The 21,314-nt window shown below is 68.7% G+C and carries 20 protein-coding genes; 7 read left to right on the top strand and 13 right to left on the bottom strand.

Annotation, left to right across the window (positions count from 1 at the left end):
* Nucleotides 1–11: 11 nt before the first annotated feature.
* The 8 genes from lapA to gspG form a co-directional block, all read right to left on the bottom strand.
* Nucleotides 12–1,118 (bottom strand): alkaline phosphatase LapA, encoded by a 1,107-nt coding sequence (gene lapA, locus HMPREF2914_RS06320; RefSeq protein ID WP_003116534.1) that lies wholly within the window; start codon nucleotides 1,116–1,118, stop codon nucleotides 12–14.
* Between the two features lie 513 nt (nucleotides 1,119–1,631).
* Complete coding sequence (gene gspF, locus HMPREF2914_RS06325) at nucleotides 1,632–2,846, bottom strand: type II secretion system inner membrane protein GspF (protein ID WP_003141142.1); 1,215 nt, start codon at nucleotides 2,844–2,846, stop codon at nucleotides 1,632–1,634.
* Nucleotides 2,846–4,255, bottom strand: a complete 1,410-nt coding sequence (gspE, locus tag HMPREF2914_RS06330; protein WP_023092213.1) for a type II secretion system ATPase GspE — start codon at nucleotides 4,253–4,255, stop codon at nucleotides 2,846–2,848. The genes gspF and gspE overlap by 1 nt, the downstream gene beginning before the upstream one ends.
* Nucleotides 4,252–6,663 carry a type II secretion system secretin GspD gene (gene gspD, locus HMPREF2914_RS06335; protein ID WP_023092214.1) on the bottom strand — a complete coding sequence of 804 codons (2,412 nt, stop codon included), beginning with the start codon at nucleotides 6,661–6,663 and terminating at the stop codon, nucleotides 4,252–4,254. The genes gspE and gspD overlap by 4 nt, the downstream gene beginning before the upstream one ends.
* Complete coding sequence (locus HMPREF2914_RS06340; RefSeq protein ID WP_003111906.1) at nucleotides 6,660–7,253, bottom strand: type II secretion system protein M; 594 nt, start codon at nucleotides 7,251–7,253, stop codon at nucleotides 6,660–6,662. Before HMPREF2914_RS06340 ends, gspD begins: the two co-directional genes overlap by 4 nt.
* Nucleotides 7,240–8,451 carry a type II secretion system protein GspL gene (gspL, locus tag HMPREF2914_RS06345; RefSeq protein WP_023092215.1) on the bottom strand — a complete coding sequence of 404 codons (1,212 nt, stop codon included), beginning with the start codon at nucleotides 8,449–8,451 and terminating at the stop codon, nucleotides 7,240–7,242. The genes HMPREF2914_RS06340 and gspL overlap by 14 nt, the downstream gene beginning before the upstream one ends.
* Nucleotides 8,448–9,413 carry a type II secretion system minor pseudopilin GspK gene (gspK, locus tag HMPREF2914_RS06350; protein ID WP_003085351.1) on the bottom strand — a complete coding sequence of 322 codons (966 nt, stop codon included), beginning with the start codon at nucleotides 9,411–9,413 and terminating at the stop codon, nucleotides 8,448–8,450. Before gspK ends, gspL begins: the two co-directional genes overlap by 4 nt.
* A gap of 7 nt (nucleotides 9,414–9,420) precedes the next feature.
* A complete protein-coding gene (gene gspG / locus HMPREF2914_RS06355; RefSeq protein WP_003085349.1) occupies nucleotides 9,421–9,870 on the bottom strand; it encodes a type II secretion system major pseudopilin GspG in 450 nt (149 codons plus the stop codon).
* Between the two features lie 233 nt (nucleotides 9,871–10,103).
* On the opposite strand from gspG, the gene gspI reads away from it, so the two are divergent.
* Nucleotides 10,104–10,478, top strand: a complete 375-nt coding sequence (gene gspI, locus HMPREF2914_RS06360; protein ID WP_003085347.1) for a type II secretion system minor pseudopilin GspI — start codon at nucleotides 10,104–10,106, stop codon at nucleotides 10,476–10,478.
* 2 nt (nucleotides 10,479–10,480) lie between these two features.
* Here the strand turns inward: gspI and HMPREF2914_RS06365 are convergent, their stop codons facing one another.
* Complete coding sequence (locus tag HMPREF2914_RS06365; protein ID WP_004366502.1) at nucleotides 10,481–10,912, bottom strand: type II secretion system protein N; 432 nt, start codon at nucleotides 10,910–10,912, stop codon at nucleotides 10,481–10,483.
* A 147-nt stretch (nucleotides 10,913–11,059) separates the two neighbouring features.
* Here HMPREF2914_RS06365 and gspH point away from each other — a divergent pair, with 147 nt between their 5' ends.
* Nucleotides 11,060–11,509: a type II secretion system minor pseudopilin GspH gene (gene gspH, locus HMPREF2914_RS06370; protein WP_003111910.1), complete on the top strand. Its 450-nt coding sequence runs from the start codon at nucleotides 11,060–11,062 to the stop codon at nucleotides 11,507–11,509.
* Entirely contained in the window at nucleotides 11,493–12,134 is a 642-nt protein-coding gene (locus HMPREF2914_RS06375) for a PulJ/GspJ family protein (protein WP_023092216.1), read from the top strand. Before gspH ends, HMPREF2914_RS06375 begins: the two co-directional genes overlap by 17 nt.
* A 9-nt stretch (nucleotides 12,135–12,143) precedes the next feature.
* Here the strand turns inward: HMPREF2914_RS06375 and vreR are convergent, their stop codons facing one another.
* The 3 genes from vreR to vreA all read right to left on the bottom strand — a co-directional run bounded on the left by vreR (nucleotide 12,144) and on the right by vreA (nucleotide 14,431).
* A complete protein-coding gene (vreR, locus tag HMPREF2914_RS06380; RefSeq protein WP_004364210.1) occupies nucleotides 12,144–13,103 on the bottom strand; it encodes an anti-sigma factor VreR in 960 nt (319 codons plus the stop codon).
* 69 nt (nucleotides 13,104–13,172) lie between these two features.
* Nucleotides 13,173–13,718, bottom strand: a complete 546-nt coding sequence (gene vreI / locus HMPREF2914_RS06385; protein WP_003085329.1) for an RNA polymerase sigma factor VreI — start codon at nucleotides 13,716–13,718, stop codon at nucleotides 13,173–13,175.
* Nucleotides 13,715–14,431 carry a TonB-dependent outer membrane receptor VreA gene (vreA, locus tag HMPREF2914_RS06390; RefSeq protein ID WP_003120815.1) on the bottom strand — a complete coding sequence of 239 codons (717 nt, stop codon included), beginning with the start codon at nucleotides 14,429–14,431 and terminating at the stop codon, nucleotides 13,715–13,717. The genes vreI and vreA overlap by 4 nt, the downstream gene beginning before the upstream one ends.
* A gap of 165 nt (nucleotides 14,432–14,596) precedes the next feature.
* On the opposite strand from vreA, the gene HMPREF2914_RS06395 reads away from it, so the two are divergent.
* Nucleotides 14,597–14,917 (top strand): hypothetical protein, encoded by a 321-nt coding sequence (locus HMPREF2914_RS06395; protein ID WP_003116538.1) that lies wholly within the window; start codon nucleotides 14,597–14,599, stop codon nucleotides 14,915–14,917.
* A gap of 117 nt (nucleotides 14,918–15,034) precedes the next feature.
* Here the strand turns inward: HMPREF2914_RS06395 and pigA are convergent, their stop codons facing one another.
* A complete protein-coding gene (gene pigA, locus HMPREF2914_RS06400) occupies nucleotides 15,035–15,634 on the bottom strand; it encodes a biliverdin-producing heme oxygenase PigA (protein WP_023092217.1) in 600 nt (199 codons plus the stop codon).
* 251 nt (nucleotides 15,635–15,885) lie between these two features.
* Between pigA and imuA the strand changes: the two genes are divergently transcribed.
* From imuA to dnaE2, 3 genes are read left to right on the top strand one after another with little or no spacing between them, the layout of a single operon-like run.
* Nucleotides 15,886–16,491, top strand: coding sequence for a translesion DNA synthesis-associated protein ImuA (gene imuA, locus HMPREF2914_RS06405; protein ID WP_031627677.1), 606 nt, complete (start codon nucleotides 15,886–15,888; stop codon nucleotides 16,489–16,491).
* Nucleotides 16,492–16,498: 7 nt separating this feature from the next.
* Nucleotides 16,499–17,914, top strand: a complete 1,416-nt coding sequence (locus tag HMPREF2914_RS06410) for a Y-family DNA polymerase (protein WP_003116540.1) — start codon at nucleotides 16,499–16,501, stop codon at nucleotides 17,912–17,914.
* Nucleotides 17,890–20,985: an error-prone DNA polymerase gene (gene dnaE2 / locus HMPREF2914_RS06415; RefSeq protein WP_073667775.1), complete on the top strand. Its 3,096-nt coding sequence runs from the start codon at nucleotides 17,890–17,892 to the stop codon at nucleotides 20,983–20,985. The genes HMPREF2914_RS06410 and dnaE2 overlap by 25 nt, the downstream gene beginning before the upstream one ends.
* The last annotated feature ends 329 nt before the right edge of the window (nucleotides 20,986–21,314 follow it).

The raw sequence follows: 21,314 nt of genomic DNA on the forward strand, positions 1-21,314 counted from the left end.
AGGCGAAGCGCTTACGGGCGGCCTTTGGTGTTGCAGACGTTGGTGTTGCCGATGGCCAGGTTTTCGCTGGTGCCGGTGTAGAAGGCGCTCACGATGGCGCTCTTCCAGGCAGGAGTCAGCGGGATGAAGCCATGGGCGGCAACTGCGGCGTTGGTGGTGGTGCCACCGTAGTGCTTGTTGATGAAGGCGCGGACGTCGGTGGAAACGCTGGCGTCCTTGTAGCACTGGCCGAAGACGAAGTTGGTGTAACCGACGATGGAGTAGCCGGCGCTCGGATTGGCGAACACCGGAACCCACTTGCTGGGATCGGCACGGTCGGCGGCGTTGGCCGGCGGAGCCACGCTGCCCAGGGCAGTGGAAACGTTAGCCTGGGTCGGCAGGTTGCCGTTCACACGGGAAACCTCGGCGTTGCTGTTGATGTTCACCGCATCCGGGCTGACATAGCCGAGGGAGCCGTTGGTTGCCTTGACGGTCGACACCACGGTGGAAGTGGCGGCGACGCCAACCCAGTTGCTCGGCAACGTACCGCCGGCCGGCAGACGGGCGTTGGTAAAGGTCGAGTTGGTGGCGAAGCGAGTCGGGCAGATCGAGTTCAGGTGGCGGGTGAACAGTTCGGTGGTGCCGCTGCTACCGGTGCGGTAGACGATGCGGATCGGCGTGCTGTCGGTAGTGCCCAGCAGTTGACCCCAGGTGGTCTTGGCGCCGGAGAAGGCGTCGCAGAGTTGGGCGCTGGTCAGGTTGAGCGTGGTGTTGCCGTCCTTGCGATAGGGCACGGTGACCGAGGTGGCTACCGACGGGATCTGGATCAGCGGACCGTAGGTGCCGTTGTAGTTGCTGTTGTAGGTGGTCAGTTCGCTACCGCTCAGGACCGAGTCGCTACCGGCATAGTGAACGGTACCGGTGGTGCCGAACAGCGAGGAGTTGTTGGTCAGGAAAGCGTTCTTGCCGGTGCCGCTGCCGGTCACGGCATAGCTGAAGTTGGCCGGCAGGATGCTGTCGGCGGAGCCTTTGTACAGCTCGGCCGGCAGGGAAGCGCCACCGCCGGTGACGGCCATGGCTTGGGCGGATACGAGGGCGGCCACGCTCAGCGAGGCAGCGATCAGAGAGCGCTTGAACATGAAGAATCTCCTTTCATCGTGGTGTTGGTACGTTGAGGAAGTCGTCTTGCATGAGGCGGCGCCGTGCTTGCCGGGCTTTGCATCCCTAGCCGGTCGAAGGGGCCGCTGGGGATAAAACTCGCAAGTTCCGGTGACAGATCGGGGAAAAAATCTCGGGAGCATCGAATTGTTTTCGCAGCCTTTCCTCGGGTGTTCGCAGGCTCTGCGCCGGGCCTTTTCGCGGGACCTGCGAGGTTCCGCGAGCGCCTCCCGGCGGCCGGCCCGCGACGGCCATGGCGCGCCCTCGGGGCAACCTCGCTGAAACATGCACCCGAGCCCTGGCGAGGGGCCACACGGGTTGATGACAGCGAGAGGAAGGCCAGCTTGCACAAGCCCCTCCCGTAGGGCGGATTACGCCAGCGGCGTTATCCGCCGATACCCCTCTTCGGAAGACCGCTGAGACGCCCCATCCCCACGGCGGATAGCCGCGAGCGGTTAACCGCCCAGCACGGGAAGGGCTTATTCAGGTACGGACTACTGGACCAGCTGGTTCATCTCGATGATCGGCATCAGCACCGCCATCACGATGGTCAGCACCACCCCGCCCATGACCACGATCATCAGCGGCTCGAGCAGCGCGGTCATGCCCATGGCGCGGCGCTCGATGTCGCGCGACAGGGTCTGCGCCGCGCGGTCGAGCATCGGCGGCAGCGCGCCGGTCTTCTCGCCGCTGGCGATCAGGTGGGTGAGGATCGGCGGGAATACCTGCCGCGTGCGCAGCGCCGAGGCCAGCGAGACACCTTCGCGAACCTGCGCGGTGGCCTCCTCCACCGCCTGCGCGAGGCAGTCGTTGGCCAGCGTCTGGCGCGCCGCATCGAGCGCGCGCAGCAGCGGTACGCCGGCGCTGCCGAGGATCGCCAGGGTGGAGGCGAAGCGCGCGGTATTCACCCCGAGCACGAAGCGTCCGAGCAGAGGCAGGCGCAGCACTCGCCGGTGCCAGCCGAGCCGCGCCTGCGGGTCGCGCAGGTACAAGCGCCAGCCCCAGTAAGCGCCACCGATGGCGCCGGCGCAGAGCCAGCCCCAGGCGCGCACGAAGTCGCTGGCCTGGAGCATCGCCCGGGTCAGCGCCGGCAGATCCTGGCGCGCCTGGGAGAAGGCGCTGACCACCTGCGGCACCACGTAGCCGAGGAGGAAGATGACGATGCCGATGGAGACCACGCCGACCACCGCCGGGTAGATGAACGCGGTGAGGATCTTGCCGCGCAGGGCGTTGCGTTCCTCGATGTAGTCGGCCAGGCGCTCCATCACCTGGGCCAGGTCGCCGGACTCCTCGCCCGCCGCCACCAGCGCCCGGTAGATTTCCGGGAAGTCCCGCGGCCGTGCGGCAAGGGCGTCGGCCAGGCGCATGCCGCCGCGCACGTCGCTGCGCACGGCGCTCAGGGTCTGGGCGATGTGCTTGCGCTCGGCCTGGTCGAGGGTGGCGCTCAGCGCCGCCTCCAGCGGCAGGCTGGCGGCCAGCAGGCTGGCCAGCTGGCGGGTGGCCCAGGCCAGGTCGCCGTCGGACAGGCGCGGGGCGAACAGCGCACCCGCCCCTTGCCCGGTCCCGCCGCCAGCCTGCTCGCGGACCTCCAGCGGGGTCAGGCCGCGGGCGCGCAGTTGGCCGAGGGCGCCACGCTGGCTGTCCGCCTCCAGGGTGCCGGTCTCGATCCGGCCCTGGGCGTCGGCGGCTTCGTAGCGGAAGGTCTGCATCAGGCGTCCCGGGTCACGCGGAGGATTTCCTCCAGGGTGGTGGAGCCGCTGGCGATCCAGCGCTCGCCGTCCTCGCGCATGCTGCGCATGCCGGCGGCGCGGGCGGCTTCGCGGAGATCCTGCTCGGCGCAACCCTGGTGGACCAGGCGGCGGATCTCGTCGTCGATCACGAACAGCTCGTGGATGCCGGTGCGCCCGCTGTAGCCGGTCTGGTTGCAGGCCGGGCAGCCGACCGCGCGCCAGCCGCCGTCCTCTTCGACCCGGCAATGCGTGCACAGGCGCCGCACCAGGCGCTGGGCGAGTACGCCAAGCATCGACGAGGCGAGCAGGAACGGCTCGACGCCCATGTCCACCAGCCGCGTCACTGCCGACACCGCGTCGTTGGTGTGCAGCGTGGCCAGCACCAGGTGCCCGGTGAGCGAGGCCTGCACGGCGATCTGCGCGGTCTCCAGGTCGCGGATCTCGCCGATCATGATGATGTCCGGGTCCTGCCGGAGGATCGCCCGCAGGGCTACGGCGAAGGTCATGTCGATGCGCGCGTTGACCTGGATCTGGCTGATCCCCGGCAGATCGTACTCCACCGGGTCCTCGACGGTGAGGATGTTGCTGGTGCTGGCGTCGAGCCGCGCCAGGGCGGCGTAGAGGGTGGTGGTCTTGCCGCTGCCGGTGGGCCCGGTGACCAGCACGATGCCGTGCGGCTGGCGGATCAGGTTGTCCAGCGGCGCCAGCACGCCGGGAGCCATGCCCAGGGTCTCCAGCCTCAGGCGCCCGGCCTGCTTGTCGAGCAGGCGCATCACCACCCGTTCGCCGTGGCCGGTGGGCACGGTGGAGACGCGAATGTCGATCGGCCGCCCGGCTACCCGCAAGGCGATGCGGCCATCCTGGGGCAGGCGTTTCTCGGCGATATCCAGCTGCGCCATGATCTTGATCCGCGACACCAGCGCCGCGTGCAGCGCCTTGCGCGGCGCGACCACGTCGCGCAGGGCGCCGTCGACGCGGTAGCGCACCACCGAATGGGTCTCGAAGGGCTCGATGTGGATGTCGCTGGCCTCGTCGCGCGCCGCCTGGGTCAGCAGCGCGTTGATCATGCGGATCACTGGCGCGCCATCCTGGGTGTCGAGCAGGTCAGTGACCTCGGGGATATCGTCCATCAGGCGGTCGAGGTCGACCTCGCTCTCCGCCGCGCCGACCACCGCCGCGGCGCTGCCGGTATCGGAGTAGGCGCTGGCCAGCAGGGTGTCGAGTTCGTCGTCGCGGACGCTCTCCAGGCTGGCCAGCGCATGCCGCTGGCGCACCTCGCTGATCGCCCAGCCGGGCGTGCGCGGGCTGACCAGCAGGGTCGCGCCATGCTCGCCCGGCCGCAGCAAGGCGCGCTGCGCCTTGGCCCAGGCGTAGGGCAGCAGGCTCATAGCGGCGCCGCCTCGCCCAGCGGTACCGCGCGCAGCGGCCGCGGACTCGGGCGCAAGTCGTAGGCGGCCTGCGGGATGCCCTGCTGCGCCGGCGGCAGCACCGGAGCCTGCATGTCGCCGACGCTCCAGTCGTGGCGCGGCTGCACGCGCTGCTGGGCGCGGCGGATGAAGTCGTAGCGGTTGAGGGTGATGCTGCGGCCGGCGGCGGCGTCGCGGACGATGTAGGGACGCAGGAAGACCATCAGGTTGGTCTTGGTCCGCGAGCGCTTCTGGTAGCGGAACAGCGAGCCGACGCCGGGGAGGCTGGAGAGCCCGGGAACGCCGTCGGTGTTGTCCTGCACGTTGTCCTGCAACAGGCCGCCGAGGACCATGATCTGGCCGTCGTCGAGGAGGATGCTGGTATCGATCGCGCGCTTGTTGGTGACCACCCCGGCGGCGGTGCTGGCGCGCTCGTCGACGCTGCTGACCTCCTGGTAGACGTCGAGCTTGACCGTGCCGCCCTCGGAGATCTGCGGACGGATGTTCAGCTTCAGGCCGACGTCCTCGCGCTGGATGGTCTGGAACGGGTTGTTGCTGGTACCGCCGCCGTCGGTGACGTACTGGCCGCTGACGAAGGGTATGGTCTGGCCGACCATGATGCTCGCCGACTCGTTGTCCAGGGTCAGCAGGTTCGGGGTCGACAGGACGTTGGTGCCGCCGCGGCTCTTCAGCGCCCGGGCGAGCACCTTGAGGTCGAGGATCTTGCCGATCCCGGGGATGTCCACGGTGCCATCCACCAGGCCGATGTTGAGCCCCTTGGGCAACACGTCGATGGTGTTCTTGCCGGCCGTGTTCAGCGCCGACTGGCCGAAGTTGACCCCGCCGAACACGCCGTTGCCGCCGAGGTTGCCGGCCTGCCACTGGATGCCGAACTCGCTGGAGTCGTCTTCGCTGACCTCGACGATCAGGCTTTCGATCACCACCTGGGCGCGGCGCTGGTCGAGCAGGTCGATGACTTCGCGGAGGTTGCGGTACAACGGCTCGGGTGCGGAAATCAGCAAGGTGTTGGTGGTCGCGTCGGCCTGTACGGTGACCCCGCCGGCGGAGAACGCCGAGTTCTCCTCGCCCATCGCACCGGGTCCGGCGCCGCCCTGGCCGCTGCCCATCGCACCATAGGCGCCGCCGCTGCGGTTGCTGCCGCCCAACCCGCTGGAACCGCTGCCCGTGGTATTGCCGCTGCTCCCCAGGCCCTGGCTACCAGTACCGCTGTTGCCGCCACCGAGCATGCCGCCGCCGCTCAGGCGCGCGCGCTGCTGGTCGCCCTCGTTGCCCTCGCCGCCGCTGTCGCCGGTGATCAGCCCGCGCAGTGCCTGGGCCAGGCGGGTCGCCTGGGCGTTGCGCAAGTAGACCACATGGAGGTTGCCGGGATTGCTTTGCACGCTGTCCAGCTTGCCGATCAGGTCGCGCGCCAATTGCGTGCGCTCGGGGCTCGGCGAGCGGATCACGATGCTGTTGGAGCGTGGGTCGGCGAGCACCACGGTCTTCTGGCCCTGCTCGGCGCCGCCGCTGCCCTGGCTGTCGAGCAGTTCGGAGACGGTGCTGGCGATGTCCACCGCGATACCGTTCTGGATCGGCACCACGTCGGTGTCGCTGGCGCTGGGGATGTCGATGCTGGCGATGATCCCGGCGACCCGGTCGAGGTTTTCCGCGTAGTCGGTGACCACCACGGTGTTGTTCCCCGGATAGGCATTGATCGGGTTGTTCTGCGCGACGATCGGGCGCAGCACCGGGATCAGGTTCACCGCGTTCTCGTAGCGCAGACGGAAGGTCCGCGTGACCATGCCGTTGGTCGCCGGCCGGTCGGCGCCGTAGACCGGCCCGCCGAGCAGCTTGGCGTCGGCCTCCGGCACCACCTGGCTGACCCCGTCTACGTCGACCACGCTGAAGCCCTGCATGCGCAGGGCGCTGGTGAGCATGCGGTAGGCGGTGCGCGCCGGTACCTGGCCTTCGGAAACCAGGGTCAGCTTGCCCTTCACCCGCGGGTCGACCAGGAACTGCCGGCCGGTGGCGCGCGACAGCGCGCGCACCACCGCTTCCACCTCGGTATCGACGAAATTCAGGCTGACCGGCTGCTCGCCGAGTTCGGCCGCTGCCGCTGAGACCGGAGCCACGCCACCGGAGCGCGCTACGCCGCGCCCGGCACTCAGCGCGCGGCGGGCCTGCTCGGCCTGGGGCCGCTCGCGGACGTCGGCGCTGCGCAACGGCGCACCGGAGCGGACACTGCTCAGCGGCCGGCCGACTTCCTCGTCGGCCGGGGGCACGCCGGGGACCTTCGGCGTCTCGCTACACGCCGCGACCAGCAGCGCGCCCAGCGCCACGCCCAGTACAGGCCAACGACGCCGGGCATGGTGGAAAGCTGATTGCCTCATGGGGAATCCTTGGGAGCGGAAGACGACTGCAAATGGATCGAGGCGGACACCAGCCCGCCGGACGGCTCGCTCGAAGAGCCAGAGCGCTCCTCGGAAGGAGCGTCAAGACGCGTCACCTGCGCCTCGCTGACGCTCAGGCGCAACGCCGCCGGGCTGCGCGCCAGCCAGCGCAGCAAGGCCTCGCCGGACACGCTGGCGAAGTCCAGTTGCCATTGGCCCGGTTGCGGGGCGTCCAGTTGGAAACCGTCGAGTCCCTGATCGCGCAGGCTGCGACGGATCGCCTCGGCGTCCGCCGTACCGCTCAGGGTCGGACCGCGCAACGCCTCGACCTCGCGCAACACGCCGTCCACCGCCGCGGCCTGCGCACGCAGGCGCGGCAGCTCGGCTTGCCAATGCTCGATCCGCGCCAGCGGCGGATCGATGAACACTTGCCAGGTCAGCGCCAGGCATAGCGCCAGGCCACCGCCGGCGAGAATCTTGCGCTCGCGCGGCGCCAGTTGCCGCCAGTAGGCCTGCAGCCGCAGCAGCAGGGGACTCCAGCGCTGCGCCGGGGTATTCAGCAGGCCCGCCAGGCGCTTATTCATCTTCATCGGCAGCCGCCTCGGCAGTGCCACTGTCTGCCGCGCCAGCGGCCGGCGCTGGCGGCGCGTCCATGGCGCGCACCTGCCAGCCCTTGTCGGAGGCATCGGCCTGCAACCCGTGCTTGCCCAACTCGCCCTGCCAGGCAGCGGCATCGCCGCCTGGCGGTCCCGGCAGCAGCTCCAGGTCCAGTTCGCCGGCGTGGTAATCCAGTCGTTGCAGGCGTCCGGCGAGGAACGGCATCGCCTCGCCGGCGCCATGCAGCAGCGCGGCCAGCCCCGGTACGACATCGCCATCGGCCTTGCCGGCCAGATAGGCGTCGCGTCGCTCGCGAGCCTGGCGCAGCGGATCGAGCACCACCGGCAGTTCCGGGAAGGCCTGCTGCACGCGTTGACTGCTCTGCCGTTGCAAGGACTGGCCCTGCCCGGCCAGTTGCCCGGCGTACAGGTTCAGACCGGCGACCCACACCAGCAGGGCCAGGGCAGCGCAGATCAGGGGCATCTTCCAGGTGCCGTTGCCGGCGCTCGTCGCCGGCGCTTTCAGCGCCAATCCCCACGGACTGGCGGGCCCGCTCCAGCGCAGCGCTTCGTCCAGCGCCTCGGCCCGCTCCAGGGCTGCGGAGCCCCACGCCGGTCGCTCGCCCAGCCAGAACAGTCGCAACTCCTGCGGGACCTCAGCGAGGCCCTGCTCCGGCAAGGGATGGACCGCAGCGTCGCTCAGCGAGCGGCGCAACAGCAGATGGCCGTCCCACTCGCCGGCCACCCAACCGTCATCGCGCAACGGCAGGAGGAACGGCGCGGCCTGCACCTCCCGCACGTCGAGCCGCAGCCGCTGCACGGCCTGCTCCAGCGAGGCCAGCGCCGACGCCTCCAGCCACCCCAAGGTCAGGCGCCCGTCGGCGCCGCGCGGGCCGTGGGCCAGGCGTAGCTGCGCCGGATCGCCGAGGACCAGCGCCTCGGCCGCGCAGTTCACCGCGGCGGCGAGCTTCGCCGCAGGCAGCGCCGGCAGTTCGAGACTGACCAGGCGGCAATCGCGCGGATGCAGGAACAGCGCCACCGGCAACCCCTGGCGTCGCCGCGCCAGTTCCGCGAGCGAGGCCTCGATTCGTTCCTGCACCGCGCCGCGCGCATCCAGGCGCAGGCAATGCAGCGGCGCCGCCTCGGCGAACTCGCTCAGCGGCGGCAGCAGGCAACGCCAGGTGGCTTTCATGAGCCCACCCTCACCCAGTTGACCGCCGTGCTTTCACCGGCCTTGCGCTGCACCAGGGCTTGCAGGCGCACCTCTTGCCGGTCGCGCCGAGCATAGGCGGTGAGCAGGAACCAGTCGCTGGTGATCCCGACCTTCACCGACTGCGCCTGCAATTGCGGCATGTTCAGGCGGTTGACGAAGTCGCCGCGATTGAGGAACCAGCGGCCCCGGTCGCGCTCGCCGAGCACCCGCCGCGCCTGGTCCAGCCCGAGGCCGGGGACACAGGCGGCGAGCACTTCGGCGCGCGCGGTGTTGCCGTTGATCCAGGTGGTTTCGGGCAGGATGGTGACGTAGGGCCGCAGGCGTTCCAGGGTCGCCGGCGGAATGCCCAGCCGGGCCAGGTCGTCGAGACGCCTGAGCGCCGGCATGCGCGCCGGAAGCGCCCGCAACACGGCACCCGGCGAAGTCTCGCGGCCGCTGTCGAAGCCTGCGGGTTGCGTCTCGGCCGGCGGCGCTTCGGCGGGCAGCCGTGCATAGGAATCGAGTACCCGCTCGACGATCAGCCGAGTCTCCTTCGGGCGCACGCCGAGCAGACCGGCGAGGCGTTCGAAGTTCGCTCGCTCCTGGAGATCGGGGCGCTGGTCGACCAACAGGTTGCGCAGGTTGAACTTGCCCTGCTCGTCTTCCAGTTGGCCGTTGAACGGCAATTCGGCGCTGCTCAGACGCAAGCCACGCATCGGTTGCGCCCAGCGCTGGTCGAGGCGGGTCAGCGGGTCGCGGCGGCTGTCCTCGAGCAGCAACTGGCGGCTCCATTCCAGGCCGCCGCGCAGCATCCAGCCGGCCTGGATGCGTAGCTGCTCGCTTTCCAGGGCGCGGATGAATGCGCTCTGGCGGGCGATCAGGCCGGCGGCTATGACCGCGACCACGGTGACGATCAGCAGCGCGCTGATGATCGCCATGCCGCGCTGGCGATGACCGTTCATGGCGCGCTCAGAGCTGCCAGGAGCCGATGTCGGCGTTGATGCCCTCGCCGCCCGGCTGCCCGTCGGCGCCGAGGGAGAACACGTCGATCTCGCCGTTCACGCCGGGATTCAGGTACTGGTAGGGCTTGCCCCAGGGGTCGTTGGGCAGGCGCTCCAGGTACGAGCGCCAGTTGCTCGCCGAGGCATCGGCAGGGCGCTCCGCGAGCACCTTCAAGCCCTGCGCCTGGCTCGGATAGCGGCCCTGGTCGAGGCGGTAGAGCTTGAGCGCCTGCATCAGCCCGGAGATGTCCTGGCGCGCCGCGGTGGCACGGGCCTGGTCGGGACGGTCGAGCACCTTGGGCACCACCATCGCGGCGAGGATGCCGAGGATCACCACCACCACCATGATCTCGATCAGGGTGAAGCCCCGCTGTCCCCGATGTCCTTTCGGGCTGGAGCTGAACTGCACGACATCCATCTCGACACTCCTCGGCATGGTTCGATTCGCCGCGGATTGTTTCAGGAAGATATGTCAACGATATTGAAAATCCTCGGGTGCGCCGCTCTTCCGGAGGCGCCCGCAAGGCCCTGGAGCCGGGCTTTCCGGCAGGCGCCGGGGATGGCTCGCGGGGGCGCCCTCCCGAGCTTTTGTCAGGGATCGGTCAGATTTCCCGGCTAGCCTGGAAGTCCCCTTTCGCCGACCTTTCCGCGATGTCCACGCGCCTGTCTTCCCGCGGTTTCACCCTGATCGAAGTGCTGGTCGCGCTGGCCATCGTCGCCATCGCCCTGGCCGCAGCGATCCGCGCGGTGGGCCTGATGACCGACGGCAACGGTCTGTTGCGCGACAAGTCGCTGGCCCTGCTGGCAGCGGAGAGCCGGCTCGCCGAGCTACGCCTGGGCGTCGGCGCGGCTCCGGGAAACAGCGATTTCGAATGCTCCCAGGGCCGCCTGCGGTTGTACTGCGAACAACGCGTCGAGGCCACCGACGACCCCGCGCTACTCTGGGTGGAAATCCGTGTGCGCACGCAGCGCGAACAGGCGGTGCCGCTGGCGCGCCTGAACACCCTGCTGAGCCGCTCCCGGTGATCTCAACCGCGCTTGAGGGTAGCCAGCGGCGGCGGTTCGGCGAGCCGCTGCATGGCCACCCGGCGAACCTCGCCATTCTGCTCGATGAGCACCGCGTCGGCCTCGATCCGCCGCACCTTCGCCGCACGTGCCAGGACCTCGCCCTCGCGATAGGCCTGGGCCGGCGCGCCGTTCACCGAGAGGATGGCGATCGCCGCGGGACCACCGCTGATCAATCCCGCCAGTTGCACCTCGACCTCACCGGAAGGCGCCGCGAACCAGCGTTGAGCGGCGTCCTCGCCGCTGGGCGGCGGAACGTCGGCGACCTCGGCCTGGACCACGCCGGGAATCGGCGCCAGCAACAGATAGCCCCAGAACAGCAGGCCGGCGAGGATCGCCAGCACGGCGGCGAACTGGACCAGGCGGGGCGGATCGATACGGGGCATGGCCGGCATGGCGGGGCTCTCCTGGCGTATGGGCGACGGGCGCCACGAACGGCGCCCCGGCACCAGCCTAGCGCGGAATTCTCTCCGTTATGTTTCACACGCCGATCATCTTCGTCGGGCACTCTGGAAACCTCTCTCTTCGCGGAGCGGCATCCGGTGAGGCGACCCCGGCAAGGCGGTTTCACCCTGATCGAACTGATGGTGGTGCTGGTAATCGTCGGCATCGCCACGGCGGCCATCAGCCTGAGCGCCCGCCCCGACCCGACGGGTCTGCTGCGCCAGGATGCCGCGCGCCTGGCGCGGTTGCTGGAAATAGCCCAGGGCGAAGCACGGGTACGCGGTACGCCGATCCTCTGGCAGCCCAGCGCCAAGGGCTATCGCTTCAGCCCGCAGGCCTATCGCGGCAAGACCGACGCCTTCGCCGCCGACACCGAATTGCGCGCGCGCGACTGGCAGGCCGCGCCGCTGCGGGTCAGCGTGCGCCCGCCGCGACCGGTGTTGCTGGACGCCGAATGGATCGGCGCGCCGTTGCGGATAACGCTCTCCGACGGCCAACACAGCGTCACCGTGCTGCGCGAGGCGAACGGCCATGTCCGGGTACACTGAACGCGCGACGACGCGGCGCCGGCAAGCCGGCTTCACCCTGATCGAGGTGATGGTCGCGATCATGCTCATGGCCATCGTCAGCCTGATGGCCTGGCGCGGCCTGGACAGCATCGCCCGGGCCAGCGCGCACCTGGAGGACAGCACCGAGCAGGGCGCCGCGCTACTGCGCGCGCTGAACCAGCTGGAGCGCGACATCGCCCTGCACAGCGCCATCCAGGAGGAGACCGGCCTGCCCAGCGGCGACGAGCCGATCCGGGCCGGCGACAGCCTGCCGCCCGGACTCGCACTGAAGCGCCTGAGCGAGATCCCATTGCGCCTGGACATCGTCCGCGCCAGTACCGAGCCAGGCGCGCCGCTGCAGCGCGTGCGCTGGTGGCGACAGGGCAAGGTCCTCTACCGCGCCGCCTCGCCCAGCGGCGACCGCCTGCCGTTGCCGCCGCTGGCGGAGCGGGTGGCTGTGCTGGACGACGTGAGTCGGTTCGAGATCCGTGCCTGGGTGCCGGGAAAGGGCTGGACGCGCCTGCCGGCACGCAGCAAAGTCCGCGCCAGCGGACTGGAGATCAGCCTGGCGCGGGTCACCCGCAACGGCGTGGAGCGCTATCGACGGGTGGTGGCCCTGCAATGAAGCGGTGGCTCAGCCGAGCAGCACCACCCCGCCCGGCAGGCGGGTGACCTCGATGCCATAGGCATCGCGGATCAGGGTCGCCACGTCGGCCAGTTGGTCGAGGCTGAAACGGGCCTGGACCCGGCGTCGGCCAAGGGCCTTGTCCAGCAGCAGGAGCATGCCGGGACGGTAGCGGTTGATTTCGTCGATCACCGTGGCCAACGGTACGTCGTTGAACACCAGCATGCGCTCGCGCCAGGCCATCACCTCGGCAACGTCGAAAGGCACCGGCGGACCGTTGCGTCGCTCGTCGAAGGTCAGTTGCTGGCCGGCCTGGAGGTCCAGGCGCTGGCCGAGGTGTTCGAGCCGCACGCTGCCCTCCAGGCAGGTCACCACGCAAACGTCACCGCTGCTGCGCACGTTGAAGCGGGCCCGGCTGGCGCTCAGCCAGGCGCTCCCGGCCATCACCCGCAGGCTGCTCTGCGGCGGGTGGCTGGCGATGATCTCGGCCTCGCCGCCGAGCAGTTCGATGGTTTCCTGCTGCTCTTGATTGAGCCGCACGTTCAGGCGGGTGCGGGTGTTCATCTCGATCCGCGTCTCGCCGCTCACCTGCACCTGGCGTTGCTCGCCGACCGCCGTGACATAGTCGGCGCCGCCCAGGCCATGGTCGAGCAGCGACGGGCGCAAGACGAACAACGCCACCGAGGCGGCCAGCGCACCGCCGACGAACCAGCGACGACCGAAACGCCTCGGCGCGATCTGCGCCACGGCCGGCGGCTCCAGCGGCAGAGCGGCGGCACTGCCGAGTGCCTGCCAGAGATCGCGCGCCTCGACGAACGCTCGCAGGTGTTGCGGGCTGCGCGCACACCACTGGCGGAAGGCCCGCGCGTCGCCCTGGGTGACGCGTCCGGAGGTCAGGCTGATCACCCAGGCGTGCGCTTCGTGGCGAAGGTCGCCGGTTTCATCGGCGGCGGAGTCTGAGGCTGTCATGACTGTGCTGTACGGACACCGGAATGGCTCATGGGATGGATATGGCGGCGGTTTTCCACCTGCTTATGCTTATGACGGTTTTCCGGCCCCGGGACCGAACCTCTGGATGACTTTTCTTTCCAGGCGCTCCGCGCAGAACCACAGGGCGGCCTTGAGTTCCTTCTCCACGGTGCGGGTGGAAATGCCGAAGCGACGGGAGATTTCCGCATGCGGCGTCTCTTCCAGGCGCGAGGCGATGAGAATCTGCCGACGCCGCGCCGGCAGTTCGCAGAGCGCCTCCAGCAGGCGACGGATCTCGGCGTGACCGCCGACGATGCGCTCCGGGTCGAGGCCTTCGTCGGCCACCTGCAACAGCTCCGCCACCTCCTCCCCGGTGAGCAGGCGGGCGTCGCCCTCGCGGCGGTCGGCGGCAATGTTCAGGGCAATACGGAACAGGTAGGCCTGGGGCTTCTTGACCTCCAGGGCATCATCCAGCCGGTCGACTCTCAGGTAGGTTTCGTGCAGCACGTCGCACGCCAGGTCCTCGGAGCCCAGGCGCCGTTTCAGGCGCGCCTTGAAGTCGTCGTAGGAGGCGAGGAACAGCTTCACCATCGCGCTTTGCCGCGAATCGCTCATGACCCTCCCACTCCCTCCGTCAGCTTGCATTCCATGGCCTTGCCCGTCGTCTTCGGCAGCAACAGGATGGTCAGCGGCTGGGCCAGCGTAGCGGGCGTCGCCTGCATCACCCGCACGCCGCGCAGGCTTTCCACCAGGGCGCTGTCCCGCTGCGGGTCGCCGGTCGAACCGAGCAGGCGACTGTGGCGAACCTCGCCGAAGCGACCGATCCAGAGTTGCAGCACCGCGCGATAGGTACCCGGACGAGTGCGCGGCGAGCGGCACAACTGTTCTTCCAGCGCCGCCTGGACCGCTCCCGCGTAGCGCCGATCCAGCGGCTGCTCGACCTTCGGCATCTCTGCCGGCAGCGGCGCAGCGTTCCTGACGGCCTGCGCCGGCAGCAGGGTGAACGCTTCCTGGCTGGTGTAGCGCGCCATCAGGCCGGTTCCGCCGAGCAGTCGGGTCAGGGCGTCGCTGGCGGTGAAGCGCCCCTGCAAGCGGGCCGAGCGCCGTCCACGGGCCAGTTCGCCATCCACCAGAACCGCCATTCCCGTCACCCCGCTGTAGGTCACCAGCGCCGATGCCAGGCTCTGCGGAGGAATATCGAACGCGTGCACCGCCAGGCGCAACGGCGGCCTGCCGCCATCGCCCGGCACGGCGCCGGACGCCGGCAGCAGCATGCCGAGACCGAGCAACGACACTGCGCACGACCTTGCCACCCCGAGGATCGACATCAACGGATTCCAGTCCGAACTACCCGGTTCAGGCCAGATGGCCATCACCCAGGAGGGACATCCTGATGGCACTGTGTGACTGTGGTGTGACGGTACCTGCGGTGACATGTTTTCACCGATTGCCGTATAAGCGGGAAACCACCATCCCAGCGCGGGAGAATCGCCATGCACCGTTCATCGCAGGTTCTGCCGGCCCTGATCCTGGGCCTGGCCATGAACGCCACCCTGGCCGACGAGCCGACGCCGCCGGCGAACTGCATCAACACCGAGGTCAACGGCTACCAGGCTTTGTCCTATGAATGCCTGAGCCAGCAGATGGCCGATCCTGACAGCGCGGCCAGGGCCCGCCGCGAACAGGAGCTGGATTCCGCCGCCATCGTCCGGCGTCCGCCAAACCAGCTCGGCCTGTACAACCAATCGGCGACGCGCATTCGCCTGGGCACCTCGTTCGGCAACTCAGTGGAAGCGCAGCGGCCGCCTCGCTAAGGGCCTCCGCAGGTCCGCGTTCCTGGCCGGCGGCGCAAGACAGAAAACCCCGGCAACCAGGCCGGGGCAATCGTCGTCGGCGAGGTTGGCCGCCGATCAAAGGACAAGGAACGCCCCTCAGGCGAAGGTACGCTCCAGCAGGTCGCCGAAACGATTGAAGGCATCGCTGGCGCCCTTGGCGGCCAGGCGCTCTTCTTCCTCGTTCAGCTCGATGCCGTCGAGGATCGCCACGAAGCTCTTCCAGCCTTGCGCGCGGCCGCCTTCCGGCTCGGCCAGATGGCGGGCGCCGAAGTTCTCATCGAGTTCGAGCGCGGCGGCTTTCTTGAACAGGAACGCAGCGCCCAGCTTCGAACCTTCGGAAACGAACAGCCAGCCCAGTGCCTCGGCCAGGCTCAGGTCGGCCTCGCGCACGCTCTGATCGCCCTCCGGCACCGGATGGCCGAGGTCCGCCAGGTCTGCACGAGCGGCGTCGTCGCGGGCGCGGGAAGCCAGGCCGGGGAACAGGCGGGCCAGCGCTTCGTTGCGATAAAGCGGCTCCAGGTCATGCTGGAAGAGGTACTGGGCGGCGACGAAGCGGGCGAAATTGTCCCGGCTGGCGAAGGGTTCCTTGCTCTTCACCAGGCTCTCCAGGCGCTGGTGCGGCTCGTTGGTCAGCAGGTTGAGGCGTTGCGAACGCAGGTTTTGCCGAGTGGATTCAGGGGCCAGGGTATCATCCATAGGGGAATTCCTTTCGAGGGACGGAACGCACTGGGCCGACATAGCGTGCCCAGGATCAATAACGATTCTCAATTATATTCGTTATTGAATCTCAGTGTCACATGAAAGGATGCCGACCGACTGCCATTGACCAGAAAAGGACTACAGCAAATACTGTATTTACATACAGTATTCGAGTTATTTCCTTGGCCTCCCTTTCATCCGTAGCCGACATCACCCCACCCGCAGCCGTCGCCGGACGAGGCAATGGCATAGCGCTGAGTGCGCTGCTCGACGCACGTAGGATCTGGAAAGGCCAGTCCGCCGTGCCGGCCGGCGCTTCCCTGCCCACCGGGCATGCGCGCCTGGACGCACTGCTACCCGGCGGCGGTTGGCCGGAGCATGCCCTGAGCGAAATCCTCCATGCCCGCGACGGTGTCGGCGAACTGCAACTACTGATGCCGACCCTCGCTCGCCTGACCCAGGCGCAACGTCGCGTCGTACTGGTCGGCGCACCCTACGTACCCTATCCGCAGGCCTGGCTGGCCGCCGCGGTCGACCTGCGCCACCTGGTCCTGTTGCAGGCCAGCGGACGCGACGCCTTGTGGGCTGCCGAACAGTGCCTGCGCTCGGGCAGTTGCGCCGCTGTGCTGTGTTGGCCGCAACAGGCCGACGACCGCGCCCTGCGCCGCCTCCAGGTCGCCGCCGAAAGCGGTCAGGCCCTGGGTTTCGCCTATCGTCCCCTGCGCGAAGCGGTCAACCCTTCGCCGGCAGCGCTACGCCTGTGCATCGAAACCCGCCCCCCACGCCTGCGCATCCTCAAGTGCCGGGGCGGCCTCGCGCCGGCGACCGCCCTGCCAGCCAGCGCCTGGCAATGAGGCGGCCATGCTCTGGGCTTGCATTCTCCTGCCGCAACTGGCCATGGACAGCGCGCTGCGTCAACGGAGCAATCCCGACGCACCGCTGGCGCTGCTCGGCGGCCCAGCGCAGCGCCGGCAGTTGCAGGCGGTCAACCCAGCGGCACGCGCGCTCGGCCTGAAGCCCGGTCAATCGCTGATCGCCGCCCAGGCCCTGAGCCGGGACTTCGCCACGGCGGAATACGACCTCGCCGCCGTGGAGCGCTGGCAGGCCTTCCTCGCCGCCTGGGCCTACGGTTTCAGCTCGCAGGTCAGCCTGCACTATCCGCGCGCGCTGCTGCTGGAAGTGCAGTCCAGCCTTGCCCTGTTCGGCCCCTGGCCACGCTTCGAGGCCCGCTTGCGCAAGGAACTCACGGCGCTGGGCTTCCGCCATCGCCTGTGCCTGGCGCCGAACCCGGTGGCGGCGAGGGTCCTGGCGAACAGCCACGACGGCCTGGCCATCGAGGACGAGACAGCGCTGCAACGCCAGTTGTCCGCCCTTCCGCTGGACCGCCTGGGACTCTCGCGGGAGCTGGCCGTCGCCCTCGGACGCATGGGACTGCGCCATCTGCGCCAGGTCCTCGAGTTGCCGCGCGCCGCCCTGGCCCGTCGCTTCCCGGCCGAACTGCTGTTGCACATCGACCGCCTCTGCGGCCGCAGCCCACTGGCGCTGGAGCACTACCGACCGCCGGACACCTTCGACCTGCGCATCGAACTCAATTTCGACGTGGAATCGCACCAGGCCCTGCTCTTCCCCCTGCGACGGCTGAGCGCCGATCTCGCCGCCTTTCTCGCCGGACGCGACAGCGGCGTGCAGCGCTTCACCCTGCATCTGGAGCATCACGGGCGCGCCGACAGCCAGGTCACGGTCGGCCTGCTCAGCGCCGAACGCGAGGCGGCCATGCTCTTCGAGCTGACCCGCGGCCGTCTCGAACAGCTGCAACTGCCCGCACCCGTGCATGCCGTGCGCCTGGAGGCCCGCGAGCTGCCTCCTTTCACGCCGCAGCACCGCGAACTGTTCGACGAGCGCCCACAGCAGTATCTCGGCTGGGAACAGTTGCGGGAACGCCTGCGCGCGCGGCTGGGCGACGAGGCGGTACAGGGCCTGAGCGCCGTCGCCGAACACCGTCCGGAGCGAAGCTGGCGGCCGCACAGCTGCGACAGGGCGCAATCGCCGGCAGCCTGCGGTCTCCGACCCGGCTGGCTGCTGGCGGAGCCACGCCCCCTCGGCGAGGCCTTGCCCACCGTGCTGGCCGGCCCGGAGCGGATCGAGTCGGGCTGGTGGGATGGCGAAGACATCCGCCGCGACTATTACCTGGTGGAAACCCGCAGCGGACAACGTGCCTGGGTCTATCGCGAGGTCGGCAGCGAAGGGCCGCTGTGGCTGCATGGCTGGTTCGCATGAGCGCCTACGCCGAACTGCATTGCCTATCCAACTTCAGTTTCCAGCGCGGCGCCTCCAGCGCCGCGGAACTCTTCGCCCGTGCAGCGCGCCTGGGCTATCGGGCCCTGGCGATCACCGACGAATGCAGCCTGGCCGGTATCGTACGGGCCTGGCAGGCGGCGCGGGAGCACCAGGTACAACTGATCGTCGGCAGCGAAATCCGCCTCGAACAGGGGCCCAAGCTGGTCCTCCTGGCGGAGGATCTAGAGGGCTACCAGAACCTCTGTCGCCTCATCACCCGCGGCCGGCGACAAGCCGACAAGGGCCACTACCGGCTGCTGCGCGAAGACCTGCAACAGCCGCTCGCCGGCCTGTTGGCGATCTGGTTGCCGAACGACCATGAGGACGAGCAGGCTGCCTGGCTCCGCGAACGCTTCCCCCAGCGCCTTTGGCTGGGCGTCGAGTTGCATCGCGGCGCCGATGACGATGCCCGCCTGGACAAACTGCTCGCGCTCGCCTCGCATCTCCGGCTACCGTCCGTGGCCTGCGGCGACGTCCACATGCACGCCCGCGGCAGGCGAGCCCTGCAGGACTGCATGACAGCGATCCGCAACCATCTGCCGGTCAGCGAGGCCGGCGCCTATCTCTTCCCCAACGGGGAACGCCACCTGCGCACCCTGGAGGCCCTGCAGGGGATCTACCCGCAAGCCCTGCTGGCGGAAACCCTGAAGATCGCCGAACGCTGCCGGTTCGATCTGGAACAGCTGAAATACCAGTATCCACGCGAATTGGTACCGGCCGGACACGACCCGGCGTCATGGCTCCGCCATCTCACCGAACAGGGCATCGCCAGGCGCTGGCCGAACGGCGCGAGCGCCAAGGTCCGCAAGCAGATCGAGAGAGAACTCGAGCTGATCGCCGAACTGGGCTATGAAAGCTATTTCCTCACCGTGCAGGACATCGTCGCCTTCGCCCGGGGCCGAGAAATCCTTTGCCAGGGCCGCGGCTCGGCGGCCAATTCGGCAGTGTGCTTCGCCCTCGGCATCACTGAGTTGGACCCGGACCGGACCAACCTGCTGTTCGAGCGCTTCCTTTCCCGCGAGCGCAACGAACCACCGGACATCGACGTGGATTTCGAACACGAGCGCCGCGAGGAGGTCATCCAGTACGTTTTCACACGCTACGGACGCCAGCGCGCGGCGCTGACTGCGGTGGTCAGCACCTACCACGGCGCCGGCGCGGTGCGCGACGTAGCCAAGGCCCTGGGTCTGCCGCCCGAGCAGGTCGACGTCCTGGCCAACTGCTGCGGCCGCTGGAGCGACCAGGCCCCCAGCGCCGAACGCCTGGAAGAGGCCGGCTTCGATCCGCAGAGTCCGATCCTGCGCCGGGTGCTGGCCCTGACCGGCGAGTTGATCGGTTTTCCGCGCCACCTCTCGCAGCACCCCGGCGGCTTCGTCATCTCCGAGCAGCCATTGGACACCCTGGTCCCGGTGGAGAATGCCAGCATGGCCGAACGCACGGTGATCCAGTGGGACAAGGACGATCTCGACGCGGTCGGCCTGCTCAAGGTCGACGTCCTCGCCCTGGGCATGCTCAGCGCCCTGCGCCGCAGCTTCGACCTGATCCACGCGCTGCGCGGCGGCAAGCGGTTGAGCATCGCCAGTATCCCGAGCGAAGACCCGGCCACCTACGAAATGATCAGCCGCGCCGATACCATCGGTGTGTTCCAGATCGAATCGCGCGCACAGATGGCCATGCTGCCACGCCTGCGCCCGCAGAAGTTCTACGACCTGGTGATCCAGGTCGCCATCGTCCGTCCAGGGCCGATCCAGGGCGACATGGTGCATCCTTACCTGCGCCGGCGAAACGGTGAAGAGCCGGTGGCCTATCCATCGGCCGAACTGGAGAAGGTCTTCGAACGTACCCTGGGCGTCCCGTTGTTCCAGGAACAGGTCATGGAACTGGCGATCGTCGCCGCCGACTACACGCCGGGCGAGGCGGACGAACTGCGTCGTTCGATGGCCGCCTGGAAGCGTCATGGCGGCCTGGAACACCACCGCGAGCGGCTGACCCGGGGCATGCTCGCCAAGGGCTACGAGGCCGACTTCGCAGCACGCATCTTCGAGCAGATCAAAGGCTTCGGCAGCTACGGTTTCCCTGAATCCCACGCCGCCAGCTTCGCCCTGCTCACCTACGCCAGCAGTTGGCTGAAACGTCACGAGCCGGCGGCCTTCGCCTGCGCCTTGATCAACAGTTGGCCGATGGGCTTCTACAGCCCCGACCAGTTGCTCCAGGACGCCCGCCGCCACACCCTGCAGACACGCCCGGTGGATGTCCGCCACAGCGGTTGGGATTGCAGCCTGGAGCCGTTCGGCCAGGCGCAACCGGCCATACGCCTCGGCCTGCGGATGATCCGAGGCTTTCGCGAGGAGGATGCCAGGCGTATCGAGCAGGTCCGGGAGGCCGAGCCGTTCCTCGACGTGCACGATCTCGGCCGACGCGCCAGGCTCGACGCCCGGGCCCTGGAGTTGCTGGCCGATGCCGGCGCCCTGCGCGGTCTCGCCGGACACCGGCACAAGGCGCGCTGGGCCGTCGCCAGCGTCGAGCCGCAATTGCCACTGTTCGCCGAAGGGACCGTCATCGAAGAAACCACGGTCAGCCTGCCGCTGCCTTCGCGCGGCGAGGAACTGCTGAGCGATTACGCTCTCCTCGGCACCACCCTCGGCCCGCATCCGCTGAAACTCTTGCGTGGACAGCTCAAGGCCCGCCGCTGCCGCGACTCCCGCGAACTGGCGAAACTGGGACATGGACGACCGATACGGGTCGCCGGCCTGGTGGTCGGCCGGCAGCGCCCACAGACCGCCAGCGGCATCACCTTCATCACCCTGGAGGACGAGTTCGGCATGCTCAACGTGGTGGTCCGGCACGACCTCGCCGAACGGCAGAGGCGGCCATTCCTCGAGTCCCGGCTGCTGCAGGTGGAGGGCATCCTGGAGTCCTCCGGCGAGGTGCGCCACGTCATCGCCGGGCGCCTGCATGACCTGAGTCCTCTACTCACCGGCCTGGACGTCCGCAGCCGGGATTTCCATTGAGACAAAGAAAAAGGCAGCTCGAGAGACGAGCTGCCTTGGGATGGCCAACAGGGATGGCCACGAAGGGGGGAGCGCTCAAGATACTGTTTATTCATACAGTAAATCAAGCGATTCCCTTCATCGGAAGCCACCTTTTGTCTTTCTCCTCGAAGCGAGGCTCTAACTCGCGGATCGGGATCGGTACGGCGAACGCAAGAGCGCCAGCGCCATGCGGATCCGCCCGGTCTCTCGCTACGCTAGACGCGAAAGAGGACATGCCAGGAGGGGTTCGGCAAGGTGAACAGGAAGCACGCCTTTTTCCGCGCGCAAAAGCAAAACCCCTGGTCATC

It is taken from the genome of Pseudomonas sp. HMSC067G02, from assembly GCF_001813485.1.
In the GTDB taxonomy this organism is placed as follows: domain Bacteria; phylum Pseudomonadota; class Gammaproteobacteria; order Pseudomonadales; family Pseudomonadaceae; genus Pseudomonas; species Pseudomonas aeruginosa.